Origin of the sequence: Rhizobacter sp. LjRoot28 (assembly GCF_964253025.1) — a bacterium.
GTDB lineage: Bacteria > Pseudomonadota > Gammaproteobacteria > Burkholderiales > Burkholderiaceae_C > Rhizobacter.
This window is the reverse complement of the sequence record NZ_CAXUQC020000001.1, coordinates 3,358,817-3,383,293: the sequence shown is the minus strand read 5'-3', so window position 1 is coordinate 3,383,293 and position 24,477 is coordinate 3,358,817. Positions and strand designations below refer to the sequence as shown.

Here is a 24,477-nt window from a genome sequence, read left to right as displayed (position 1 = left end):
TCAGGAGTCGAGCATTCTCATGGCGTGCACCAGACTCTTGCGCATGCGGGTGAAGGATTCGGAGAGGACGCCAATTTCATCACGGGAGCGGGCCTTGAACTCCGGAGCGTCGAGCTCGCCCAGGCTCACCCGGTCGGCCAGCTTCGAGAGCTGGCTCACCGGCCGGATGACCAGTTGCCACAGCATCAGGTTCAGCGCGGCGCCGATCAGCAGGAACACGCCGGCCAGCAGCGCCATCACGACACCGAACGCCCGGTCAGCGCGTTGCAAAGGCACCGACATCGGCACCGACACGACTTGCGCGCCGAGCGGCTCGTTCATGGTCCAGCCGAAACCGTTGGCCGGGCCGTATTTCTCCACCAGCGGCGGCGGCGCGGCGTCGACGGTGCTGTGGCAGCGCAGGCAGTTCGGGTTGGTGATCTTGATGGGGCGGGCAATGTAGAGCGAGCGGCCGGCCGGCGTGTCACGTTGTCCGATGAATTCGGTCCGCTCCGGATCCTGCTTGAACTGCAGGATCACGTCCTCCTCCCAGTCCTGGGCCCGGTCCCGCGGGTTCGTCGGGTTGAGCATCGCGGCCTTGTACGCGTACTCCGGATGCGCCTTGCGCAGGGCGTGGAGCACCTCCGTGGACGAATAGGCCGGCACCGACTGCGGCAGGAAGGTGTACTTCATCTGCGTCTCGAGCAAAGGCGCGACCTGGTTCGCGGTGTAGGCACTGACGGCCAGGGCGTTCTCCATCAGAAGCCGGGCGCGGTCAAGCACCTCTTCGTGCGCGCCGTCCTGCAGCAGCTTGCGCGCGATGGTGCCGGAGGCCGCAAGGCCCAGCGCGAAGACGATCAGGAAGACGAGGTTGAACTTGAGGAGGAGCTTCATGGCGTTCGGCGGATCGACGGTGGACGGGGTCAGCGGCTGGCCGCCGGGACGGGGGCAGGGGGCACCTTGGGACGGTACTTTTCGGGGAAGAGCACGCGGTCCCACTCAGGATGCGCGTTCATGTCGGCCAGCAGGCCGGCGCGGAAATCGGGGTCCCGCGCCAGCCCTCGCCAGCGGCTGACGAAGGCGGTGCGCAGCGCCGGTTCGGCGTCCAGCCACGGTTGCGCATCGGCGAAGGCCAGCGCGCCGGTGCGCCGGGGCGTCGTTTCTCGCGCGGACCAGCGGCCCAGGCGCGAAGGCAGCGTATCGAGGAAGGGCCGGGGCAGGGCCTGAATGAACGCGGCTGCCGGCCTCCCGATCACCTGGGCGCGGCCGTCACCCACCCGCTGATAGAACTGCCCGTTCCTCAGCGTGAGGGGCGACTGCAGGCGGCCGTCCCGGCGTTCGGCCAGGGCCGCTTCGCCCGATTCGGCGAACACGGCAGCCTCGTTCGCCCCCACCTTGACCACGGCGCCACGGGCCACGCTGGAGAGTTCGAGGCGTGGCGACGCCAGCAACGTTTCGTCGGCCGCCTTGCTGCCTGGCAATCCGACCTTCACCAGTCCCTGGAGCAGGTAGCCACGTGCCATGGTCTTGCCGCGTGCGCGGGCAGGCGGTGCCAGCATCAGGCGCGTCTCCGGTCCCAGGTCGTAGATGACGCCGTCTGCGAATTCAACCCGCACCATGCGGGTCGCGGGACCCGTATGAATGATGTCCTCCCGCGACAGCCGCACGCCTTCCGACAGCGTGTGGCTCACGGCCTCGCGCACGAGCTGTGCGTCGCCATCGACGATGGTGGTGGTGGCCCAAGGCGTGGCAGCCATGACCCACAGCGGGACGACCGCCAGGGCTCCAGCCCACAGGGTAGAAATGCGCATCGGAGTCTCCGGCTACCTTGACAGGGCGGACCATCGCGCGGTCCGGACAGGACCGGCAAGCTTAGGTAAGCAGACGTTGCAGTTCGATGGCCGAAAGTCATGTCCGCGCCGGCTGAAGGCATGCAAAGCGTGATGGATATCACGTGACGACCGCGGGATCGTCGCGGCTCGACCTCATGGCCGCTTGTCCTACGCCGCCGTAGGTGGGTGCCCGACGAGCGCTTGAGGGCGCCACTGCTGCCGGGAAGCGATGCGTCCGCCTATCGTCAGCACAGCCCAACGCCCCTTCCGGAGCCGCTCACCATGCCGACCGCCATCCACGCCGACGCCACCGCCCGCCAACTGCCTGTCTCGCTGCGCCACCTCGTGCTGCAGGACAAGCCGGCGCCTGGTCTGCCGGGCGACGCCGGCCGAGATCGCTGCTTCGTCTCGATGCTGCGCGCCTTTCGGGAAACGGGCGGACTCGTGCGTGGTGATGAAGTGGCCGAATTGCTGGCGCAACGTGGTGCCGGTGACGTCTCGCGCCTGGCACGCTGGATCGTCTCGCGCGAAGTGATCGCCTTCGACTGGCGTGGCGAGCTGTGGGTACCGCTGTTCCAGTTCGACTTGGCCGACATGAGCCTGCGTGCCGAGGTGCGGCAGGTCGCCCGGGCCCTCGAATCCTCCCTGGACGGCTGGGGCATCGCCGTCTGGTTCAGCGCTGCCAATGCCCGGCTCGATGAACGGGCTCCCGTCGAAGTGGTCGTGGACGACCCGGCCGCGCTGCTCGCGTCGGTGGATATCGCATTGGCGAACTGAGTCGCAGGCTTCGTCGCCTGTTCCCCACCAAGCGCACGTTCGGGCGGGCGCATGGGGTACAAACGCGCACCATGTCCGACGAGTACCAGATCGATGTCCCGCCCTCCTTCTTTGCCCTGTATACCGATGCCCGCCATCGACTGACCGCGCCCCTGCGCACCGTGCGCGAGCGCTACGAGGCCTGCGAGGACCTGGCCTGTCACTTGGTTGACCACGCCCGCGGGCTGCTGTTCCAACTGGGCGTCGATGAATCGGACGTGCTCGAGCGGTGTCTTCGCGGCCTTCAGTCAGCCGACTCCGGCGTTTCGGGCGACGAAGCCCGCTGGGTGGTTCACCGCTTGGCGGAACTCCTGGGTTGGCCCTTCCTGCGTGATGCACCGGAAGCGGGCCCTTCTGACGAGGCGTGAGATCCCATGTACTGCCACGGCCCTGCATGAAGCCAGGGAAACGCAGCGCGGAAGAGCAGCACCGAGGCCAGAGCGCCGGCCACCAGGGCCAGAACGGTCCCGCCCACCAGCTGCCAGATCGGCGCCGGCCATGCCGCCTGCCACATCCATAGGCCGGCCGGCACGATCGCCATCACGTACAGCACACGGCGAGTCCGCCTCGGCCAGGGCATCGGCAACCAGGTCCGGGGATGCACTCCCAGGTGCACGAACACTTCGGAGTCGATGCGGAGCGCGGTCGTCGCGCTCGAGGCCAGCTGCAACAGCAGGGCGCGGCCCAGTTCGTGCCCATTGCCGAAGTGAAGGTGCGGCACGGTCAAGGCGGCGAGCGGAATGCGTTGCTCGACCGCGGCAGATTCGACGGATCCGGGGCCGGCCGTGAAGAAGCGAAGCTCATGGTGGGCGCTGTCTCCTCTGGCCATGACGAGCTCGACGTCGGTACGGGCCCCGGGCGCGGGATTCGGCCGAAGGGACGACCAGGCGAGGTGAACCGGCCAGCCGTCCAGGCCCGAGGTGATGAGGGCCAGGTCGGTCACGAGCATCTCTGCCATGCGGGCCGTCCTCGCGTGCCGCCACAACAGCCAGCAGCCACCTGCGCCGAGCGGCAGGAGTGCGAGCAGCGCCATCATCGCGACCGGCTCGTCCAAGCGGTCCCGCGTGTCGGGCGCAACGGCGAGGAGCAGGGGCATCGCCGCGACCAGGGCGAACGTCAGGCCGAGCAAGCCAAGCACCGCCACTCCGAGACTGCGGGACGCGCGCGACGCGACCGTGACGCGACGCTCCTGTTCGAGGGCGTCGTCGAGGCGCAGACGTTGGAGGGCCGGAGAAATCATCGGACGGCAGTCTAGCCAGCGTCGGTGCCATCCCTGAGGCTGAAAGTCACCGCGGCCGCCCACCAAAGGGGGCTTCCTGCGATGGTCGAAGCGAGTGGCCGTTGCCGACACGGATGTTCCGGCCGAAGCCGCACGCCGCTGGTGGTCGCCGTCGCGGCGGAAGGCCCCGCTTCGTGTGAAGAACTTGGCATCCCGGGGCGTACGGGACCGGCTTCTCCGGTCCGGTTCCGGCCGTCGGCTTCTAAGCCAACACTTTCATTGCCCGGTGCAAGTCCTTATTTCTACAGCGCTTTTGGCGACGACCTGTTTCACAGTCGTTCCTAAGTTCTTGATTTCATTGATTTTTTCTTACAAGTTGCGTTGACGGGGGGCAAGCCGTCAGATAAAGTGCCATAAAGTGCACTTTAGTGGGTCGTTGTGGCAGATTTTAGGTTTCAGGGACAGTCCGCGTTGACGCTGGACGCCAAAGGACGGGTAACCGTTCCGGCGCGCCAGCGCGATGTGCTGCTCGCTGAAGCCGGTCCGCAGCTCACCCTGACCAAGAGCCCGGCGGGTTGCCTCTTCGTCTTTCCTCGCCCGGTGTGGAACACCTTTCGCGACAAGCTCATCGCGCTGCCCATGTCGGCCGACGGCTGGAAGCGCATCTTTCTGGGCAGCGCCATGGACGTCGACATCGACGCATCCTCCCGCGTGCTCATTTCCCCGGAGCTGCGTGCCGCAGCCCGGCTCACCAAGGACGTCGTGCTCATTGGCATGGGCAGCCGGCTGGAGTTGTGGAACGCCGACGCCTACGCTGAACAGGAAGCGAAGGTCCTCGAATCTGAGATGCCTGATGCGCTGAAAGACTTCCAGGGCTGAACAGCCATGACGCCCCGCGAGACCTCATTCACCCACGACACCGTTCTTCTCGAGGAGGCGGTGGAGGCGCTCGTCACCCGCCCGGACGGCGTGTACGTCGACGGCACCTTCGGGCGCGGCGGGCATTCCCGCCTGTTGCTGGAACGGCTCGGTCCGGGAGGGCGGCTGCTGGCCATCGACCGCGACCCCGAAGCCGTGATCGCTGCGAGCGCAGGCAACACGCGGGTCGATGACCCGCGTTTTTCCATTCACCACGCGCCGTTTGCGCAGATGGCCCACGTGATCGCCGAAGCCGGCTTCGACCGGGTCGACGGCGTGCTGCTCGACATCGGCGTTTCATCGCCCCAGATCGACAACCCCGAGCGTGGCTTCAGCTTCCGTTTCGACGGCCCGCTGGACATGCGCATGGACACGACGCGGGGCGAAAGCGCCGCGGATTTCCTGGCCCGCGCCGACGAGCGCCAGATCGCGGAGGTCATCAAGAACCATGGGGAAGAACGGTTTGCTCTATCGATTGCAAAGGCGATTGTTGCTCGGCGCGCGGCCGGCCAACCCGTACGCACTACCGCCGAGCTTTCCAGTCTCGTGGCTGGTGCGGTCCGCACCCGCGAACCGGGCCAGAACCCTGCAACGCGGACCTTTCAAGCTCTTCGGATTTTCGTCAACGGCGAGCTTGAGGAACTCGAACAGGGGCTGAGCGCGGCCGTGGAGCTGCTTGCTCCGGGCGGCCGACTCGTGGTCATCAGCTTTCACTCGCTCGAAGACCGCATCGTCAAGACGCTCATCGCCCGCGAGAGTCGCTCGGTATTCGATCGCCGCGCCCCGTTCGCCGAGCCGACGCCCAGTCGCCTGGCATCGCTCGGGCGCGTCAAGCCGTCAGACGCCGAAGTGGCCCGCAATCCGCGCGCCCGCTCGGCGGTGATGCGCGTGGCCGAGCGGACCGATGTTGTCGGAGGGGCCGCGTCGTGACCCGCCTCAACCTCGCCCTGCTACTGGCCCTCATCCTGAGCAGCCTCTACCTGGTCCGCGTGTCGTACGACGCGCGGCGCCTCTACATCGCCCTCGACATCGCGCAGAACGACGCGCGCAAGCTCGACATCGAGCATGAGCGCCTGAAGTCGGAGAAGCAGTCGCAGGCCACGCCGCTGCGGGTGGAGCACGTCGCGCGCGACAAGCTCGCCATGCGCACGGCCACGCCGGCCGTCACCGAGTACGTGACCTACGCGCCCGCGCCGGGCGCATCGGGAGTCGCACCGTGAGCCGCCGCAGCGCCGCCTCCCGCCTGGCACCGCCGAGCGTGCGCAGCGTCATGTATTCGACCAGCCCGTTGCTGGCCTCGAAGACGCCGCCCTGGCGGTCGCGCTTCCTCGTCGGTCTCGTCGGCCTCGGATTCGTCGCGCTCGTGGGCCGGGCCGGGTATGTGCAGATCGCCAACAACGACTTCTTCCTGAAGCAGGGCGAGATGCGCTACGCCAGCACGCTGCCCCTGGCGGCGAGCCGCGGTCGCATCTTCGATCGCAACGGTCAGCTGCTCGCGGTGAGCGTGCCGTCCAAGTCGCTGGCCGTGCTGCCGAAGGACTTCTCGGCCGACCGTGCGCAGCGCCAGAAGCTGGCCCGCCTGCTCGGCATGAGCTTGTCCGAGCTCGATGGCCGCATCGACGACAACCCCAACTACGTCTGGCTGCGACGCAACCTCGACGAACAGGTCGCCCGCGATGTCATGGCGCTCGGCATCAAGGGCCTGACCGTCCAGTCGGAGTTCCGGCGCGACTATCCCTACAGCGAGGCCGCTGCCCACGTGGTGGGTTTCACCAATGCCGAGGAGCGCGGCCAGGAGGGCATCGAGCTCGCGTTCCAGAAGGAACTGCAAGGCCGCAAGGGCTCGCGTCGCGTGGTGCGCACGCGCCTGGGCGGCGTGGTCGAGGACATGGTCGAACCCGTCGCGCCGGTCGACGGTCGCGACATCGAGCTGTCCATCGATGCCACCTTCCAGTCCTTCGCCTACCAGCGCATTCGCGACGCGGTGCAGATGCACAAGGCCAAGGCGGGCAGCGTCGTCATGCTCGACGCCCAGACGGGCCAGGTGCTGGCGCTGGCCAACTACCCGAGCTATGTGCCCGGCGACCGTCGCAACCTCACCGGTGCGCAGCTGCGCAACCGCGCCGTCACCGACGTCTTCGAGCCGGGCTCCACGATGAAGCCCTTCACCGTGGCGCTCGCGATGGACAGCGGCCGGGTGAACCGCAACACCGTCATCCAGACGGCACCGGGTCGCATGACCATCCATGGCTCCACGATCTCCGATTCGCACCCCCACGGGCCGCTGACCGTCGCCGAAGTCATCCAGAAATCCAGCAACATCGGCACGGCCAAGATCGCGCTCCAGATGCAGCCGCGCGAGATGTGGGAGATCTTCACCCAGGCCGGCTTCGGGCAACGCCCGCACGTGCAGTTTCCGGGCGTGGTGACAGGCCGGCTGCGTCCCTACAAGACGTGGCGTCCGATCGAACAGGCCACCATGAGCTACGGGTACGGGCTGTCGGCGAGCCTGCTGCAGATCGCGCGCGCCTACACCGTCTTCGCGCATGACGGCGAGATGCTGCCGGTGTCCTTGTTGAAGAACCCCGAACTCGGTCCCGACGGCCGGGTGCCAGGCGTGCGCGTCATCTCGAAGGAGACGGCGGCGCAGATGCGCGAGATGCTGCAGATGGCCGCCGGCCCGGGCGGCACTGCGCCCAAGGCACAGGTGATGGGGTACTCGGTCGGCGGCAAGTCCGGCACCGCGCACAAGCAGGAAGGCAAGGGCTATGCCGAGCGCAAGTACCGCTCCTGGTTCGTGGGCCTCTCACCGATCCGCAATCCCCGCATCATCGTGGCGGTGATGGTGGACGAGCCCGGTGCGGGGAAGTACTTCGGTGGCGAGGTGGCGGCACCCGTGTTCAGCGAGGTGGTGCAGAAGACGCTGCGCTCGATGGGTGTTCAGCCTGACCTCGAGGTCCGTCCGCAGATCGTGGCCCAGAGTCTGCCGGCCGTGGAGGAGAGCTTCTGATGAGCACGACCCCTCTGACCTTGCTCCGCGACACGGATGCTGCCGTCGCCTGGTTGCGGGCGCACGGTGCCACGGGCCTGGCCACCGACAGCCGCCGCGTGCGCCCCGGCGACGCCTTCATCGCCTGGCCCGGCTACGGCGTGGATGCCCGCCAGTTCGTGCCCGCCGCGCTACGCGCCGGGGCCGTCGCCTGCCTGGTCGAATCCGACGGCGCGGAGGGCTTCCCGCTCGACGGCGCCACCTGCGCCGCGGTCCACGACCTCAAGGCGGCCACGGGCGCGCTGGCGGATGCCTTCCAGGGCCACCCGACCCGTCGCCTCAAGGTGGTGGCCGTGACCGGCACCAACGGCAAGACGTCCTGCACCTGGTGGGTGGCGCAGGCCATGAGCCTGCTGGGCCAGCGCTGCGGGCTGGTGGGCACGCTCGGCATCGGCGAGCCGCCTACGGCCACGGCGCCGGAGGCGCGCGTGGTCTCCACCGGCCTCACGACGCCCGACCCGGTCACCGTGCAGGCCGCCTTCCGGCGCTTCGCCGACGACGGCATGACGGCATGCGCCATCGAGGCTTCGTCCATCGGCATCGTGGAGCAGCGCCTCGCCGCCACGCGCATCGAGGTGGCCGTTTTCACGAACTTCACGCGCGACCACCTCGACTTCCATGGTGGCATGGCCGCCTACTGGGAAGCGAAGGCCCGGCTCTTCGACTGGCCCGGGCTGCGCGCCGCCGTGCTCAATGTGGACGACGAGCAGGGCGCCTCGCTGGCGCGCCGCCTCGACGGCTCCGCCATGGACGTGTGGACCTTCAGTGCCGAGGCGCACCATGCCGCCCGACTGCAAGCCCGCCACCTTCACTACCGCGACGGCGGACTGGCCTTCACGCTCAACGAAGGCGCACATGCCGTGGCAGTGCAGACGCGTCTCATCGGCGACTACAACGCGTCCAATGTGCTCGCCGTGATCGGCGCGCTGCGGGCGCTGGGCGTGTCGCTCGTCGATGCCGCAGCAGCGTGCGCGTCGCTCACGCCCGTGCCCGGACGCATGCAGCGCGTGGCCGGCGGGACCGACGGCCCGGAGGTGGTGGTCGACTACGCGCACACCCCCGATGCACTCGAGAAGGCGCTGGCCGCCCTGCGCCCGCTCGCGCACGAACGCGGCGGCCGCTTGTGGGCCGTGTTCGGCTGCGGCGGCAATCGCGACGCGACGAAGCGACCCCTGATGGGCGCCATCGCCGCCCGCGCCGCCGACCACGTGGTGGTCACGAGCGACAACCCCCGCCACGAGCCGCCAGCGGACATCCTGCGCCAGATTGCCGACGGCATGGACGCGGATGCACAAGCCGTGGTGATCGAGGACCGGCGCGCCGCCATCGTGCATGCGGTGCGCAACGCCGGTCACCGCGACGTGATCCTGCTCGCCGGCAAGGGACACGAACCGGAACAGGAAATCGCCGGCGTGAAGTACCCGTTCTCTGACCTGGATGAGGCCCGCACTGCGCTGGCCGGGAGGCCCGCATGACGATGATGACGCTGGCCCAGGCCCACCTGTGGGTGCCCGGCTCCACCCTGGTGGGCGATGGCAATGTGGCCATTGAACGGGTGCACACCGACACGCGGACCCTGCAGGCCGGTGACCTGTTCGTCGCGCTGCGCGGCGAGCGCTTCGATGCCAACGACTTTCTCGCGCAGGCCCGTGCGGCCGGTGCGGTTGCCGCCATTGCCGAGCGTGCGCTGGCCGAGGCGGGCATGCCGGGCGTGCTCGTGGCCGACAGCAAGCGGGCGCTCGGTGAACTGGCCCGCGCGTGGCGCGCCAGCATGACGCTGCCCCTCGTTGCCGTCACCGGCAGCAACGGCAAGACCACCGTCACCCAGATGCTGGCGAGCGTGCTCGCGGCCTGGGTCGGCACGGGCGCCTTCTCGACGCAAGGCAACTTCAACAACGACATCGGCGTGCCGCTCACCCTGCTTCGGCTGCGCCAGGACGCGACCCTCTGGCATCGGGCGGGCGTCGTCGAACTCGGCATGAACCACCCGGGCGAGATCGCGTGGCTGGCCGAGATGGCCGCGCCCACCGTGGCCCTGGTGAACAACGCCCAGCGCGAACACCAGGAGTTCATGGCGAGCGTGGAGGCGGTCGCCCGGGAGAACGGCGCGGTGATCTCGGCGCTCGGCCCTGCTGGCGTGGCGGTGTTTCCGGCCGACGACGACTTCACCTCGGTCTGGCGCGAACTCGCCGGCACGCGGCCTCAACTCACGTTCGCGCTGGAGGGCGATGCCGACGTCACCTCGGATGCGCACTGGATGGGCGACCACTGGGCCATGGTGTTGCGCACACCCGCGGGAACCAGCAACGTGCGCCTGCGCATCGCCGGGCAGCACAACGTCAAGAACGCCCTCGCCGTCACGGCATGCGCCCTGGCCGCCGGCGCGCCACTGGAAGCGGTCGTGCGCGGCCTGGAGGCCTTCGAGCCGGTCAAGGGCCGATCACAGCTCAAGACTGCCACCCTGCACGGCCAGACGGTCACGCTGGTGGACGATACCTACAACGCCAACCCCGATTCGGCACGTGCTGCGGTCGACGTGCTCAGCCAGATGCCCGGCCCGTGCTGGTTGGTGCTGGGCGACATGGGCGAGGTCGGCGATCAGGGGCCGGCGTTCCATGCCGAGGTCGGCGCCTATGCCCAGGCGCGTGGCGTCGAGCATTTCTGGACGGTCGGCGAGCTGTGCCGTCATGCTGCCGATGCCTTCGACGGCGCCCGTCACTTCGAGAGCGTGCCCGAACTGATCGCCGCGCTGGCGGCGGCTCCGGCCGCACGCGCCGTGCTCGTCAAAGGCTCCCGGTTCATGAAGATGGAGCAGGTCGTCGCCGCCCTCACGGCCTCGGTGCCGCCATCCAGCCATCAAGGAAACACTCATGCTGCTTAGCCTCGCCCAGTGGCTGCAGACCACCTATCCCGAGCAGCTCGGGTTCCTGCGCGTGTTCCAGTACCTCACGTTCCGTGCGGTGCTGGCGGCCATGACCTCGCTGCTCATCGGTCTGGCCATGGGGCCCTGGGTCATCCGGCGCCTGACCGCACTCAAGATCGGCCAGCCCATCCGTGAGTACGGCGTGGCCGAGCACATGGTCAAGAGCGGCACGCCCACGATGGGTGGCGTGCTCATCCTGCTCGGCATCGCCGTGAGCACGCTGTTGTGGTTCGACTGGAGCAACCGGTTCGTGTGGATCGTGATGCTCGTGACACTCGGGTTCGGCGCCATCGGATGGGTCGACGACTGGCGCAAGGTCGTCAACAAGAACCCCGAGGGCATGCGTTCGCGCGAAAAGTACTTCTGGCAATCGCTGATCGGTCTCATCGCGGCGCTCTACCTCGCCTTCAGCGTTTCCGAGACCTCGAACCTGCGCGTGCTGGAGCTCTTCCTGCGTTGGGTGCAAAGCGGGTTCTCGAACGACCTGCCGCCCAAGGCCGACCTGATGATCCCCTTCGTGAAGAGCATCAGCTACCCGCTGGGCGTCTTCGGCTTCATCATCCTCACGTACATCGTGATCGTCGGCAGCAGCAACGCCGTCAACCTCACCGACGGGCTGGATGGCCTGGCCATCATGCCGGTCGTCATGGTCGGCTCGGCGCTGGGCGTGTTCGCCTACGTGGTGGGCAGCTCCGTCTATTCCAAGTACCTGCTGTTCCCCTACATCCCGGGCGCCGGCGAGCTGCTCATCTTCTGCGCCGCCATGGCGGGCGCGGGCCTCGCCTTCCTGTGGTTCAACACCCATCCGGCCCAGGTCTTCATGGGAGACGTGGGCGCGCTTTCGCTCGGCGGCGCGCTGGGCACCATCGCCGTCATCACCCGCCAGGAGATCGTGCTGTCCGTCATGGGCGGCATCTTCGTGGTCGAGGCCCTGTCAGTGATGCTGCAGGTCTCCTGGTTCAAGTTCACCAAGAAGCGGTACGGCACGGGGCGGCGCATCTTCAAGATGGCGCCGCTGCACCACCACTTCGAGAAGTCCGGCTGGCGCGAGACCCAGGTGGTTGTGCGCTTCTGGATCATCACCATGCTGCTGTGCCTCGTGGGCCTGGCAAGTCTGAAGCTGCGCTGATGAAGTACTTGAAAGACGTCTCGGTGCTGGTGCTCGGGCTCGGGGATTCCGGGCTGGCGATGGCGCGTTGGTGCGCCCGCTTCGGGGCGGCCGTGACGGTCTGGGATTCGCGCGACAACCCGCCGCACGCGCAGGCGCTTGCCGAACAGGTGCCCGATGCCCGCCGCCTCTCCGGCGAGCTGGACCCGGCACTGCTCACCACGGTGCGGTTGGTCTTGAAGAGCCCCGGCCTGGCGCCCACGGACAACCGGCTGGCACCCTTGATCGAGCAAGCGCGCGCGACGGGCATTCCCGTGCAGGGCGAGCTGGACCTCTTCGCCGCCGCACTGGCCGAACTGAAGGCCGAGCGGGGCTACGCGCCGAAGGTCATCGCCATCACCGGCACCAACGGCAAGACGACGACCACGTCCATGACGGCGCAACTCGTGGAGCGCACCGGACTGCGGGTGGCAGTGGCCGGCAACATCGGCCCGACCATGCTCGACACCCTGGCGGCCGCCCTGGATCTGGAGCCCGCGCCCGAAATCGAGGCGGCCACGGTGGACGCCGACGACACACGGAAGGTCGACGACGACGTCGTCGAGCCCGCCGCCTCCGTTGCCGCGCAAGCCGCGTCCGGCGCGGCGCGGCTGGACGTGCCCGTGCCCGACACCGCCGACGTGACCGTCGACGAGGAAGATCGGCTGGGCGAAGTCAACGACCTCTCGGCCGACGCCGGGCAGGACGGGACATCCGATGTGGCGGCCGACGACTACGACGCTGAACCCGAAGCTTCGGGCGGCGCCGAGGCAGCGGATGCGCTGAACGACGAGTCGGCCCAGGTCGCGGCGGGCTTGCCGGTTGACGCCGCGGACCCCCTCTTGCCGGTCGTCACCGAGGAGGCCGAGGTCGAGATCTCCGGCGGTGGCCCGCCGCCCCACCTCATTCCGCCCCCACCCCCCGGCCCGGTCTTCGAGCACCTGCCCGAAGTGTGGGTCCTGGAGTTGTCGAGCTTCCAGCTCGACGGCGTGAAGGGATTCGAGCCGTCCGCCGCCGCGGTGCTCAATGTCACCCAGGACCACCTCGACTGGCACGGGACCATGGATGCCTATGCCGCGGCCAAGGCCCGCATTCACGGCCACACGGCCGTGATGGTGGTGAACCGTGACGACCCGGCGGTGATGGCCATGGTGCCCGCGCCGGTGGCTGGCAAGGGCCGCTTCGCCAAGCCGGTCGAGCGTCAGGTGGTCCGCTTCGGGCTCGAGGCGCCGCAGCGTCCTGGCGACTATGGCCTCCTGACGCAGAACGGCATCACCTGGCTGGTGCGCGCGCTGGTCAGCGACGAACCCGTCATGCGCCGCAAGCGCGGTGCCGCGGTGGAAGAAGAAGACCTGGTGATCCAGCGCCTGATGCCGGCGGATGCATTGCGCGTGCGGGGCCGCCACAACGCGGCGAACGCGATGGCGGCGCTGGCGCTCACCACGGCCATCGGCTGCCCCATTGCGCCCATGCTCCACGGTCTGCGCGAGTACACCGGCGAGCCGCACCGGGTCGAGTTCGTCGCGGCCGTCGACGGCATCGAGGCCTATGACGACAGCAAGGGCACCAACGTGGGCGCGACCGTGGCGGCGCTTGCCGGGCTGGGCGCCGACAAGGCCCCGTCGCGACTCGTCGTGATCCTGGGCGGTGACGGCAAGGGGCAGGACTTCTCTCCGCTGCGCGCGCCGGTCGAGCGCCATGCGCGCGCCGTGGCCACCATCGGCCGCGACGCCGCCGCCATCGAAGCCGTGCTGGTTGACTGCAGCGTCCCCGTGCAGCGGCACGACAGCCTCGAGTCCGCCACGCGTTGGGCCTTCGAGCGGGCCCAGTCCGGCGACGCCGTGCTGCTGAGCCCGGCGTGCGCCAGCCTCGACATGTTCCGCAACTACGCTCACCGTGCCGACGTGTTCATCGCCGAAGTGCACGCCATCGTGGCCGACCGGGGAGGGGCCGTCGCATGAGCGCACTGGCCGAACGCCTGGGCCTGGACGCGCTGAAGGAGCGGGCTCGCGCGCTGTTCCGTCGCGACACGAGCGTGCCCATCCGCGACTGGAGCGGGCCGACCGGTACGCCGGTGCGGCTGCAAGGCTTCGACCAGCCGCTGGTCTGGATGGTGGTGGCCCTGTTGGCGCTCGGCCTGGTGATGGTGTATTCGGCGTCGGTGGCGCTGCCGGACAACCCGAAATTCACGCTCTACGCATCCACCCATTTCCTGACCCGCCACGCGATGTCGATCGTCATCGGCTTCGTCGCCGCGATCGTCATCGTGCAGTTCCCGCTCAGTCTGTGGGAACGCTATGCGCCATGGATCTTCGTCGTCACCTTGCTGGCGCTGGTGGCCGTGCTCATTCCGCACGTGGGGCGCGAGGTCAATGGCGCGCGTCGCTGGATTCCGCTCGGCGTGATGAACTTCCAGCCGTCGGAGCTCGCCAAGCTGGCCATGGCGCTGTATGCCGCCGACTACATGGTCCGCAAGATGGAGGTGAAGGAGAACTTCTTCCGCGCCGTCTTCCCGATGGCCATCGCCGTCGGCGTGGTCGGTGTGCTGCTGCTGGCCGAACCGGACATGGGCGCCTTCCTCGTCATCGCCGCCATCGCCATGGGCATCCTCTTCCTCGGCGGCGTCAATGGCCGGATGTTCCTGCTGATCACGCTGGTGCTGGTGGCCGCGTTCGTCATCATGATCTCGACGAGCCCGTGGCGGCGCGAGCGCATCTTCGCCTACCTCGATCCGTGGGACGCCAAGTACACCCTCGGCAAGGCCTACCAGCTGTCCCACTCGCTGATTGCATTCGGACGGGGCGAGATCTTCGGGCAGGGGCTCGGCTCGAGCGTCGAGAAGCTGCACTACCTGCCCGAGGCCCACACCGACTTCCTGCTCGCCGTGATCGGCGAGGAGCTCGGCTTCATCGGCGTCGCCTGCGTCATCGTGGCCTTCTTCTGGCTGTCGCGCCGGCTCTTCCACATCGGTCGCCAGGCGATTGCGCTCGACCGCGTGTTCGCCGGGCTGTTCGCCCAGGGCATCGGCATCTGGATGGGCGGCCAGGCGTTCATCAACATGGGCGTGAACCTCGGCTTGCTGCCCACCAAGGGCCTCACCTTGCCGCTGATGAGCTTCGGCGGGTCCGCCATCCTGATGAACCTTGTGGCCTTGGCGATCGTGGTGCGGGTGGACATCGAGAACCGGCAGCTGATGCGGGGAGGGCGGGCATGAGCGCGCGCCACCTCGTCATCATGGCCGCGGGCACCGGCGGGCACGTGATTCCCGGCCTGGCCGTCGCGCGCGAGATGCAGCAACGCGGCTGGACCATCAGCTGGCTGGGCACCACCCACGGCATGGAAAACAAGCTCGTGCCGCCGGCGGGCATTCCGATGGACAACATCACCTTCAGCGGCCTGCGCGGCAAGGGCATGGTGCACACCCTGACCGGTGGCGTGCGCATGCTGGGCGCCTTCGGCAGCTGCCTGCGCATCCTGCGCGCGCGCCGCGCCTCGGCCGTGCTCGGCATGGGCGGCTACGTGTGTTTTCCCGGCGGCGTGATGGCCGCGCTGCTCGGCAAGCCGCTGATGCTCGTGAATGCCGATGCCGCCTTGCTGATGAGCAACAAGGCCCTGCTGCCGGTGGCGGACCGCATCGGCTTCGGCTTCGATGGCCGTGCGGCTGCGAGCACCCGCGGCGCCCTGGTCACCGGCAATCCGGTGCGGGCGGAGATCGAATCCTTGCCGGCGCCCGAGCAGCGCTTCGCGGGCCGCACCGGTCCCTTGCGCATGCTGGTCGTGGGCGGAAGCCTCGGCGCACGCGTGTTGAACGACACGGTGCCGCAGGCGCTCGCGCTGCTGCCGCCCGACCAGCGTCCGCGCATCACCCACCAGACGGGCCAGGCCAACCTCGCCGCCGTGCAAGCGGGATACGCCTCCATGAGCCTGGAAGCCGAAGTGCTTCCGTTCATCGACAACATGGCCGAGCGCCTGGCCGACTGCGACCTGATCCTCTGCCGGGCCGGTGCCGTCACGGTCAGCGAACTGTGCGCGGCCGGCGTGGCCGGCGTGCTGGTGCCGCTGATCGTGAGCACCACCAGCCACCAGCGCGACAACGCCGAATGGCTGGCCTCTCACGATGCCGGCCTGCACCTGCCCCAGGCCGACTTCAGCCCGCGTGCGCTGGCCGACCTGCTGGCTGGCCTGAACCGCGAACGGCTGCTGGCCATGGCCACACGGGCCCGCGGGCTGGCGCGCCCGCACGCCGCCGCTCGCGTGGCCGACGAACTCGAGAAGCTGACCGCATGAAGCACGCCGTCAAACACATCCACTTCGTGGGCATCGGGGGTGCCGGCATGAGCGGCATCGCCGAGATCCTGCACAACCTTGGCTACGCGGTCTCCGGCTCTGACCAGAGCGACAACGCCGTCACGCGACGCCTTGCCTCGCTGGGCATGAAGGTGCACGTCGGGCACGACGCCGCGCACATCGCCGGGGCCGAAGCCGTGGTCACCTCCACGGCCGTCAAGGGCGACAACCCGGAGGTCATCGCGGCACGCGCCCGGCGGGTGCCGGTGGTGCCGCGGGCCGTGATGCTCGCCGAGCTGATGCGCCTGAAGCAGGGCATCGCGATCGCCGGGACCCACGGCAAGACCACGACCACCTCGCTCGTGACCAGCGTGCTGGCCGAAGCGGGGCTCGACCCGACCTTCGTGATCGGCGGGCGTCTGAATGCGGCGGGGGCCAACTCCCGCCTGGGTTCCGGCGACTACATCGTCGTCGAGGCCGACGAGTCCGATGCGTCGTTCCTGAACCTGCTGCCCGTGCTGGCCGTCGTCACCAACATCGACGCAGACCACATGGACACCTACGGCCACGACCTGAGCCGCCTGAAGAGCGCGTTCGTCGAGTTCCTGCACCGCATGCCGTTCTACGGTGCCGCGGTCCTGTGCGGCGACGACCCCGGGGTCCGTTCCATCATTCCGATGGTGTCGCGGCCGGTGGTCACCTACGGTTTCGGAGAGGACGTGCAGGTGCGGGCGGTCAACGTGCAGGCCCTCGCCGGCGGGCAGATGCGCTTTACCGTGCAGCGCCGCAACGGTGTGGTCCTGCCCGACCTGGAGGTGACGCTCAACCTGCCGGGCGAGCACAACGTGCTCAATGCCCTCGCGGTGGTGGCAGTGGCCACGGAGCTGGAGTTGCCGGACGCCCCGATCGTCAAGGCCCTGGGTGAGTTCCATGGCGTCGGTCGCCGTTTCCAGCGCTATGGCGACCACCCGGCGCCCGCCGGCGGGCAGTTCACCCTCATCGACGACTACGGCCACCATCCAGTGGAGATGGCCGCTGTCATCGCCGCGGCGCGCGGGGCGTTCCCGGGTCGCCGGCTCGTGATCGCCTTCCAGCCGCACCGCTACACCCGCACGCGCGACTGCTTCGAGGACTTCGTGAAGGTGATGGGCCGTGCGGATGCGGTGCTGCTCGGCGAGGTGTACGCCGCCGGCGAGGCCCCGATCGTCGCGGCGGACGGCCGCTCCCTGGCCCGCGCCCTGCGCGTGGCCGGCAAGGTCGACCCCATCTTCGTCGACGACATCGCGCAGATGCCGTCGGCCATCCTCGAACACGCCCGCGACGGCGACGTCGTGATCTCCATGGGCGCCGGCACCATCGGCTCGGTGCCGGCCCAGGTCCTCGAACTTCTCAAGGAGGCTGCATGACTACCTCACCGGATGTGTTGGCCCTCGGCCGCGTGGCCGTGCTCATGGGTGGCAGTTCGGCGGAGCGGGACATCTCGCTCATGTCGGGCAACGGCGTGCTGGCCGCATTGCAGTCGCAAGGCGTCGACGCGCACGCCTTCGATCCGTCGTTGCAGGACCTGTCCGAGCTGAAGCGCCAGGGCTTCGACCGCTGCTTCATCGCGCTGCACGGCCGCCACGGCGAAGACGGCACGGTGCAGGGCGCCCTGGAACTGATGGGCATTCCGTACACCGGCTCCGGCGTAATGGCTTCCGCCATCGCCATGGACAAGGTGATGACCAAGCGGGTGTGGGTGGCCGAAGGCCTGCCGACTCCCCGCTACGTTCGCCTGGCGCCAGAGGAGCAGGATGCCGCGCGCGTGAACGCGGTGCCGGGCGAGCTCGGGTTGCCGCTCATCGTGAAGCCGCCGCGCGAGGGATCCTCCATCGGCGTCACGAAGGTCACGAAGGACTCGGAGATGCTCGGCGCCGTGACGCTGTCGGCCAAGTACGACCCCGACGTGCTGTGCGAGGAGTTCATCGACGGCGAAGAGGTGACCTGCCCGGTGCTGGGCACCGGACCGCAGGCGCGGGCACTGCCGGTGATCCGGATCGCGGCCCCCGATGGGTCCTACGACTACCAGAACAAGTACTTCACCGACGTCGTCCAGTACCACTGCCCGAGCGGCTTGCCGGACGCCGAGGAGCGGGAGATCCAGCGCATCGTCGTCGCCGCCTACCGCACCCTGGGCTGCCGCGGCTGGGGACGTGCGGACCTGATGATCCGCAAGAGCGACCGCAAGCCTTTCCTGCTCGAGATCAACACCTCGCCCGGCATGACCTCGCACTCGCTCGTCCCGATGTCGGCCAAGGCCGCCGGCATCAGCTACGAGCAGTTGTGCGTGCAGCTGCTGGCCACCGCCGCCCTGGACTCCACCACCTGACGTCATGGTCCGCCGCGCCAACTTCGCCAACCCCGCCGCGCAGGACGACGCGCGCGAGCGCCCGTTCGACGTGCGCCTGCTGAACATCACCGCCTCGGTGCTGTTCGGCGCGGCCGCGCTGATCGGTGCGGTGGGTGTGGTGACGTGGCTGGTGCGGCAACCGGTGTTCGATGTGCGCGCGATCCGGGTGGAGGGGGACGTGACGCGCAACAGCGTGTCCACCATCCGCACCAACGCCCTGCCGCACCTCATCGGCAACTACTTCTCGCTCGACCTGGCCGAAGGCCAGCGGGCCTTCCAGAACGTGCCCTGGGTGCGGCAGGCCGTGGTGCGCCGCGTGTGGCCGAACCGGTTGAGCGTCGCCCTCGAAGAGCACCGTGCGGCCGCGCTGTGGAGCATGGAGGAGGGCAGTGATCGCCTGGTCAACACCTTCGGCGAGGTCTTCCAGGCCAACATCGGCGACGTCGAGGACGAAGGGCTGCCCACCTTGCAGGGGCCCGAGGGCACGGCCCCGCTCGTGCTGTCAGCCTACCACCGCCTGAGCCCCGTCTTCCAGCGGCTGGAGCTGCGCATCCAGACGCTGGCGATGAGCGGGCGGGGCTCCTGGCGCGCCGGTTTCGACAACGGGGCCGAGGTCGAGCTGGGCCGGGGAACGGAAGACGAGCTCGTGGCCCGAACCGAGCGCTTCGTGGGCACGGTGGGCCAGGTGATCGCGCGCTACCAGCGTCCGCTCGTCTTCGCCGACCTGCGCCACAACCAGGGCTATGCCCTGCGGCTCAAGGGCATCACCACGACGACGCAGGCCGCCGCAGCCGGCGCGCCCGCAGCAAGAAACTGAGAGAGAACATGGCCAAAGAATACAAAGACCTCGTGGTGGGACTCGACATCGGCACGGCCAAGGTCATGGCCGTGGTGGCCGAGGTGCTGCCCGACGGCGAGCTCCGCGTCGCCGGTCTCGGCATCGCGGCGGCACACGGTCTCAAGCGGGGCGTGGTGGTCAACATCGACGCGACCGTGCAGTCCATCCAGCAGGCGCTGAAGGAGGCCGAGATGATGGCCGACTGCAAGATCACGCGCGTCTACACCGGCATCACCGGCAGCCACATCCGCGGCCAGAACAGTACCGGCATGGTCATCGTGCGCGACAAGGAAGTGACGCCGGTCGACGTGGCGCGGGTGGTGGAGACGGCCAAGGCCATCAACATCCCGAACGACCAGCGGCTGCTGCTGGTGGAACCGCAGGAGTTCGTGATCGACGGCCACGAGGTGAAGGAGCCGATCGGCATGAGCGGTGGACGCCTGGAGGTCAAGGTGCACATCGTGACCGGCGCGCAGAGCGCTGCCGAGAACATCATCAAATGCGTGCGGCGCTGCGGCCTGGAAGTCGACCAGCTCGTGCTGAACCCGAGCGCGTCGAGCCACGCCGTGCTGACGGACGACGAAAAGGACCTGGGCGTGGCGCTGGTCGACATCGGTGCAGGCACGACGGACGTCGCCATCTTCACCGACGGCGCCATCCGCCACACCGCGGTGATTCCGATCGCGGGCGACCTCATCACGAGCGACATCGCCATGGCGCTGCGCACGCCGACGAAGGACGCCGAGGAGATCAAGGTCGAGTACGGCGTGGCCAAGCAGCTGCTGGCCGACCCCTCCGAGCAGCTCGAAGTGCCGGGCCTCGGTGACCGGGCACCCCGCATGCTGAGCCGGCAGGCGCTGGCCGGCGTGATCGAGCCGCGGGTCGAGGAGATCTTCTCGCTCGTGCACCAGGTGATCCGCGAAAGCGGGTACGAGGAGCTGCTGTCGAGCGGCATCGTGCTCACCGGTGGCGCCGCCGTCATGCCGGGCATGGTGGAACTCGCCGAGGACATCTTCCTCAAGCCGGTGCGCAAGGGCATCCCGACCTACCACGGCGCGCTGCACGACATGGTGGCGAGCCCGCGCTCGGCCACCGTCATGGGCCTGCTTGACGAAGCCCGCCTCGGCCGCACCCGCGGCATGAAGGCGGCTCAGCAGGCGGGCTCCGTGAAAACGCTTTTTGGTCGCCTCAAGGACTGGTTCCTGGGCAACTTCTAGAACACAACCCCGACGGACGCGGACATGAGCACCAACATCTGTGAAAGCCTGGGTTGTCACCTGCTGGAGAGCCGGGGGCCGCCAGCAAGACGACGGGAGAAGACCGCGGGGTCCGGCTAGACGCGAACCCCACCACAGCGGCACGAAGAAGTTTCAAAGATCGACTTTCCAGTCAACGGCAACTGCAACCCCGAATGGAGTGAACAACATGGCAATCGAAATGATCGAAGAATTCGACCTGGGCACCAAGATCAAGGTCATCGGCGTGGGTGGCGGCGGCGGCAACGCGGTCGACCACATGATTGCGCAAGGCGTTCAAGGCGTCGAATTCATCTGCGCGAACACCGATGCGCAGGCCCTCAACCGCTCGACGGCTCACCACCTGATCCAGCTGGGCTCCACCGGCCTCGGCGCCGGCGCCAAGCCGGAGGCCGGCCGCGCCGCTGGCGAAGAGGCCGTGGACCGCATCCGCGAGGCCATTGCCGGCTCGAACATGCTCTTCATCACCGCCGGCATGGGCGGCGGCACCGGCACGGGCGCCGCACCCGTGATCGCCCGCGTGGCCAAGGAGATGGGCATCCTGACCGTCGGCGTGGTCACCAAGCCTTTCGACTTCGAAGGCAACCGGCGCATGAAGGCGGCCGACACGGGTCTGGCCGAACTCGAAGCGAACGTCGACTCGCTGATCGTCATCCTGAACGACAAGCTGCTCGACGTGCTGGGCGACGACGTGACCCAGGACCAGGCGTTCGCGCACGCCAACGACGTGCTGCGCAACGCCGTGGGCGGCATCAGCGACATCATCCACATCCCCGGCCTCGTGAACGTCGACTTCGAGGACGTGAAGACGGTGATGAGCGAGCCGGGCAAGGCGATGATGGGCACGGCCGTGGCGAGCGGTCCGGACCGCGCGGCCAAGGCAGCCGAAGGCGCCGTGGCCTGCCCGCTGCTCGAGGGCATCGACCTCTCCGGCGCGCGTGGCGTGCTGGTGCTGATCGCCGCCGGCCGCAGCACGTTCAAGTTGAGCGAGTCGCGCAACGCGATGAACTGCATCCGCCGCTACGCCGCTGACGACGCCCATGTGATCTATGGCACCGCCTACGACGAAAGCCTGGGCGACCAGCTGCGCGTCACGGTGATTGCCACGGGCCTGAGCCCGGCCCGCCGCCAGCAGGCTCCGATCAGCGTCGTGCACACCCAAGCCGTGCAACGCACCGGGACCGACAACCTGCCGGTGCTGAACCAGCCGGTGCATGCCGCGAGCGGCGGCGTGTCGCACGACTACAGCAGCCTGTCGGTGCCAAGCGTGTGGCGCAACGGTCGCACGGCCGCGGCCAAGGTCGACGCGCTCGCCAGCCACGGCATGGACGAGATCGAGATCCCGGCCTTCCTGCGCAAGCAGGCTGACTGACGCGGCGGGCTTCCGGCTTCGGCCGGGAGCCCATCGCTTCACCCTATGGTGACGATCGTCACCGGCATCCGCCGGTTGGCGCTCGCTCGCTTAAAATCATGGTCATGCTTGCACAACGCACCCTCAAAGCCATCACCCGCGCCGTCGGGGTCGGGGTGCATGGCGGCCAGCGCGTCGAACTGACGCTGCGTCCCGCTGCCCCTGATACCGGCATCGTGTTCCGGCGCATCGACCTGCCCGTGCCGGTCGACATTCCGGTGCGTGCCGAGACGGTGTGCGACACCCGCATGGCCACCACCATCTCGCCCGGGGGCGACCCAGGCGCCCCGAAGGTGAACACCATCGAGCACCTGCTGTCGGCTTGTGCCGGGCTCGGGCTCGACAACCTCATCGTCGACATCACGGCCGAGGAAGTGCCCATCCTCGACGGTTCGGCAGCCTCCTTTGTCTTCCTGCTCCAGAGCGCCGGCATCGAACTGCAGAACGCGCCGAAGCGCTTCCTGCGGGTGCTGAAGCCGGTCGAGATCCGGGAAGGGGAGGGGCGCGGCCTCAAGTGGGCCCGCCTCGAGCCCCACAACGGCTACACCCTCACCTTCGAAATCGACTTCGACCATCCGGCAGTCAACCAGACTGGCCAGCAGTTCACCTTCGACATGGGCTCGGGCTTCTACAAGCGCGACATCGCCCGCGCCCGCACTTTCGGCTTCACGAAGGATGTCGAACTGATGCGCTCGCGCGGCCTCGGGCTCGGCGGCAGCATGGACAACGCCATCGTGGTCGACGACTACCGGGTGCTCAATGCGGGCGGACTGCGCTACGACGACGAGTTCGTGAAGCACAAGATCCTGGACGCCATCGGCGATCTGCACGTGGCCGGGCACCCGCTCATGGCCGCCTACACCGCGTTCAAGTCGGGCCATGCGCTCAACAACAAGCTGATCCGCGCCCTCCTGGCCGACCAGACCGCCTTCGAGATCGTCAGCTTCGAAGACGAGCGGGACGCGCCGGCCGGCCTGGCCGCACTGGCTCCCGCCTGGTGATCGGCCGGCATGCTGATCGCACGCTGGATCTTTCTTCTTCTGGGCGTGGCGGCCATCGTCAGCTTCGCCCTGTACATTGGCACGGGACAGGCGCGGTACCGCCGCTTCGGACTCGTGATCCTCAAGTGGTCCGTGATCGCGGGCCTGGCCTTCTTCGCGGTGCTGATCCTCGAGCGGCTGGCGCTGCTCGTGTGAAGGCGCGCGACCTGAATCAAGAACCACTACACACCGAACGCGCGAACGAATGGTCATCTTCAGCTGGGTCGTCCTGGGTCTGGCAGGCTTGCTGCTGCTGTGCAGCGGCATCAGCTGGGCCGTCTACGTCGCCAACGAGGACTCCGACTGGCGTCGCCTGGCGCTGAAGCTGTTCCGCTTCTCGATGGTTCTGGTGCTGTTGTTCGTCAACGTCATGATCTACGCCCACATCGTCGACGGGCTCACCGGCTGAGGGACGACGCGTTCGGGCCCGGTGCTTGCTAGAAAGTGACACTTTCCCGTGTTCCAGGTAACCAGAACGTCCATGAACCTCAGAGCCCTCTCGCCCTCGATCTCTCGCCGCCCGTGGGTCGCGCTGACCCTGTGCCTTCTGTCCTTCAGCACCGCCGCGCAGACCCCGCCCCCGCCGCCGGCCACGCCCGCGCCCACCGCGGCGCCGGCCGCCAGCGCGCCGGTTCAGGTGCCGCGTGAATACGTGCTCGGCCCGGGAGACTTGGTCAAGGTCACGGTCTACCAGAACCCTGATCTCTCCCTTGAAGCGCGCGTGGCCGAGGACGGCACGGTGCGCTATCCCCTGCTGGGCCCGGTCAAGCTCGGCGGCATGAGTGTGACGGCGGCCGAGAAGACGATCGCCGATGGGTTGCGCAACGGCAATTTTCTGAAGTCCCCGCAAGTGAACGTGGTGGTGGCCCAGGTACGCGGCCACCAGGTCTCGGTGCTCGGGCAGGTGAACCGCCCGGGGCGCTATCCCATTGAAACGGCCGGCCTCAAATTGAGCGACCTCGTCGCCCTGGCCGGAGGCGTGACCGCCGCCGGCAGTGAAACGGTCACCTTGTCCGGCACACGCGACGGTAAAGCTTTCCGGCAGGAGGTCGATCTGCCCTCACTCTTCAGCGGTCGACCCGGTACGGAAGACCCGGTCGTGATGAACGGCGACTCGATCTTCATCGACCGCATGCCGACCTTCTACATCTATGGCGAAGTGCAGCGCGGTGGCCAACTGCGCCTCGAGCGCGGCATGACCATCATGCAAGCCCTGGCAGCCGGCGGCGGTCTCACCCAGCGCGGCACCAAGCGCGGCCTGCAGTTGCACCGGCGCGATGCCGCGGGCAAGGTCAACATCTCGGAGCCGTCCATGGACACGCCGCTGCTTCCCGGCGACATCATCTACGTGCGCGAAAGCATCTTCTGATGAG

At 68.4% G+C, this 24,477-nt stretch carries 24 protein-coding genes; 21 read left to right on the top strand and 3 right to left on the bottom strand.

Annotated elements, in window-relative coordinates; translation table 11 throughout:
* On the bottom strand, positions 1-873 hold the full coding sequence (locus ACSQ2F_RS15450; protein ID WP_436024337.1) for a c-type heme family protein: 873 nt from the start codon (positions 871-873) through the stop codon (positions 1-3).
* Positions 874-902: 29 nt separating this feature from the next.
* Positions 903-1,790 (bottom strand): hypothetical protein, encoded by an 888-nt coding sequence (locus ACSQ2F_RS15445; protein WP_436024335.1) that lies wholly within the window; start codon positions 1,788-1,790, stop codon positions 903-905.
* 303 nt (positions 1,791-2,093) lie between these two features.
* Here ACSQ2F_RS15445 and ACSQ2F_RS15440 point away from each other — a divergent pair, with 303 nt between their 5' ends.
* A complete protein-coding gene (locus tag ACSQ2F_RS15440) occupies positions 2,094-2,588 on the top strand; it encodes a hypothetical protein (protein ID WP_436024333.1) in 495 nt (164 codons plus the stop codon).
* A 71-nt stretch (positions 2,589-2,659) separates the two neighbouring features.
* Entirely contained in the window at positions 2,660-2,995 is a 336-nt protein-coding gene (locus ACSQ2F_RS15435) for a hypothetical protein (protein ID WP_436024331.1), read from the top strand.
* Here the strand turns inward: ACSQ2F_RS15435 and ACSQ2F_RS15430 are convergent.
* Positions 2,920-3,867 (bottom strand): hypothetical protein, encoded by a 948-nt coding sequence (locus tag ACSQ2F_RS15430; protein WP_436024329.1) that lies wholly within the window; start codon positions 3,865-3,867, stop codon positions 2,920-2,922. The two genes, ACSQ2F_RS15435 and ACSQ2F_RS15430, sit on opposite strands and share 76 nt — an antisense overlap.
* A gap of 417 nt (positions 3,868-4,284) precedes the next feature.
* On the opposite strand from ACSQ2F_RS15430, the gene mraZ reads away from it, so the two are divergent.
* The 19 genes from mraZ to epsE all read left to right on the top strand — a co-directional run bounded on the left by mraZ (position 4,285) and on the right by epsE (position 24,473).
* Positions 4,285-4,725 (top strand): division/cell wall cluster transcriptional repressor MraZ, encoded by a 441-nt coding sequence (gene mraZ / locus ACSQ2F_RS15425; protein WP_436024327.1) that lies wholly within the window; start codon positions 4,285-4,287, stop codon positions 4,723-4,725.
* A gap of 6 nt (positions 4,726-4,731) precedes the next feature.
* Positions 4,732-5,694: a 16S rRNA (cytosine(1402)-N(4))-methyltransferase RsmH gene (gene rsmH / locus ACSQ2F_RS15420; RefSeq protein ID WP_436024325.1), complete on the top strand. Its 963-nt coding sequence runs from the start codon at positions 4,732-4,734 to the stop codon at positions 5,692-5,694.
* Entirely contained in the window at positions 5,691-5,984 is a 294-nt protein-coding gene (gene ftsL, locus ACSQ2F_RS15415) for a cell division protein FtsL (RefSeq protein WP_436024323.1), read from the top strand. The genes rsmH and ftsL overlap by 4 nt, the downstream gene beginning before the upstream one ends.
* Before the next feature lie 50 nt (positions 5,985-6,034).
* Positions 6,035-7,774, top strand: coding sequence for a peptidoglycan D,D-transpeptidase FtsI family protein (locus tag ACSQ2F_RS15410; RefSeq protein WP_436026839.1), 1,740 nt, complete (start codon positions 6,035-6,037; stop codon positions 7,772-7,774).
* Complete coding sequence (locus ACSQ2F_RS15405; RefSeq protein ID WP_436024321.1) at positions 7,774-9,288, top strand: UDP-N-acetylmuramoyl-L-alanyl-D-glutamate--2,6-diaminopimelate ligase; 1,515 nt, start codon at positions 7,774-7,776, stop codon at positions 9,286-9,288. The genes ACSQ2F_RS15410 and ACSQ2F_RS15405 overlap by 1 nt, the downstream gene beginning before the upstream one ends.
* Positions 9,289-9,290: 2 nt before the next feature.
* Positions 9,291-10,694 carry a UDP-N-acetylmuramoyl-tripeptide--D-alanyl-D-alanine ligase gene (locus tag ACSQ2F_RS15400; protein WP_436026837.1) on the top strand — a complete coding sequence of 468 codons (1,404 nt, stop codon included), beginning with the start codon at positions 9,291-9,293 and terminating at the stop codon, positions 10,692-10,694.
* The gene (mraY, locus tag ACSQ2F_RS15395; protein WP_436024319.1) at positions 10,684-11,865 is read left to right on the top strand and encodes a phospho-N-acetylmuramoyl-pentapeptide-transferase; all 1,182 of its coding nucleotides are present in this window, start codon (positions 10,684-10,686) and stop codon (positions 11,863-11,865) included. Before ACSQ2F_RS15400 ends, mraY begins: the two co-directional genes overlap by 11 nt.
* A complete protein-coding gene (gene murD, locus ACSQ2F_RS15390; protein WP_436024317.1) occupies positions 11,865-13,844 on the top strand; it encodes a UDP-N-acetylmuramoyl-L-alanine--D-glutamate ligase in 1,980 nt (659 codons plus the stop codon). Before mraY ends, murD begins: the two co-directional genes overlap by 1 nt.
* Entirely contained in the window at positions 13,841-15,097 is a 1,257-nt protein-coding gene (gene ftsW / locus ACSQ2F_RS15385) for a putative lipid II flippase FtsW (RefSeq protein WP_436024315.1), read from the top strand. Before murD ends, ftsW begins: the two co-directional genes overlap by 4 nt.
* Positions 15,094-16,170: an undecaprenyldiphospho-muramoylpentapeptide beta-N-acetylglucosaminyltransferase gene (murG, locus tag ACSQ2F_RS15380; RefSeq protein ID WP_436024313.1), complete on the top strand. Its 1,077-nt coding sequence runs from the start codon at positions 15,094-15,096 to the stop codon at positions 16,168-16,170. Before ftsW ends, murG begins: the two co-directional genes overlap by 4 nt.
* Positions 16,167-17,576 carry a UDP-N-acetylmuramate--L-alanine ligase gene (gene murC / locus ACSQ2F_RS15375; protein WP_436024311.1) on the top strand — a complete coding sequence of 470 codons (1,410 nt, stop codon included), beginning with the start codon at positions 16,167-16,169 and terminating at the stop codon, positions 17,574-17,576. Before murG ends, murC begins: the two co-directional genes overlap by 4 nt.
* Positions 17,573-18,538, top strand: coding sequence for a D-alanine--D-alanine ligase (locus ACSQ2F_RS15370; protein WP_436024309.1), 966 nt, complete (start codon positions 17,573-17,575; stop codon positions 18,536-18,538). Before murC ends, ACSQ2F_RS15370 begins: the two co-directional genes overlap by 4 nt.
* A 4-nt stretch (positions 18,539-18,542) precedes the next feature.
* Complete coding sequence (locus ACSQ2F_RS15365; RefSeq protein ID WP_436024307.1) at positions 18,543-19,376, top strand: cell division protein FtsQ/DivIB; 834 nt, start codon at positions 18,543-18,545, stop codon at positions 19,374-19,376.
* An 8-nt stretch (positions 19,377-19,384) separates the two neighbouring features.
* Positions 19,385-20,614 (top strand): cell division protein FtsA, encoded by a 1,230-nt coding sequence (gene ftsA / locus ACSQ2F_RS15360; RefSeq protein ID WP_436024305.1) that lies wholly within the window; start codon positions 19,385-19,387, stop codon positions 20,612-20,614.
* A gap of 208 nt (positions 20,615-20,822) precedes the next feature.
* A complete protein-coding gene (gene ftsZ / locus ACSQ2F_RS15355) occupies positions 20,823-22,025 on the top strand; it encodes a cell division protein FtsZ (protein WP_436024303.1) in 1,203 nt (400 codons plus the stop codon).
* 104 nt (positions 22,026-22,129) lie between these two features.
* The gene (gene lpxC, locus ACSQ2F_RS15350) at positions 22,130-23,065 is read left to right on the top strand and encodes a UDP-3-O-acyl-N-acetylglucosamine deacetylase (protein ID WP_436024301.1); all 936 of its coding nucleotides are present in this window, start codon (positions 22,130-22,132) and stop codon (positions 23,063-23,065) included.
* Positions 23,066-23,074: 9 nt separating this feature from the next.
* Positions 23,075-23,260 carry a hypothetical protein gene (locus tag ACSQ2F_RS15345; RefSeq protein ID WP_436024299.1) on the top strand — a complete coding sequence of 62 codons (186 nt, stop codon included), beginning with the start codon at positions 23,075-23,077 and terminating at the stop codon, positions 23,258-23,260.
* A gap of 49 nt (positions 23,261-23,309) precedes the next feature.
* Positions 23,310-23,513, top strand: coding sequence for a hypothetical protein (locus ACSQ2F_RS15340; RefSeq protein ID WP_436024297.1), 204 nt, complete (start codon positions 23,310-23,312; stop codon positions 23,511-23,513).
* A 72-nt stretch (positions 23,514-23,585) separates the two neighbouring features.
* The gene (gene epsE, locus ACSQ2F_RS15335) at positions 23,586-24,473 is read left to right on the top strand and encodes a polysaccharide export protein EpsE (protein ID WP_436024295.1); all 888 of its coding nucleotides are present in this window, start codon (positions 23,586-23,588) and stop codon (positions 24,471-24,473) included.
* Positions 24,474-24,477: the final 4 nt, after the last annotated feature.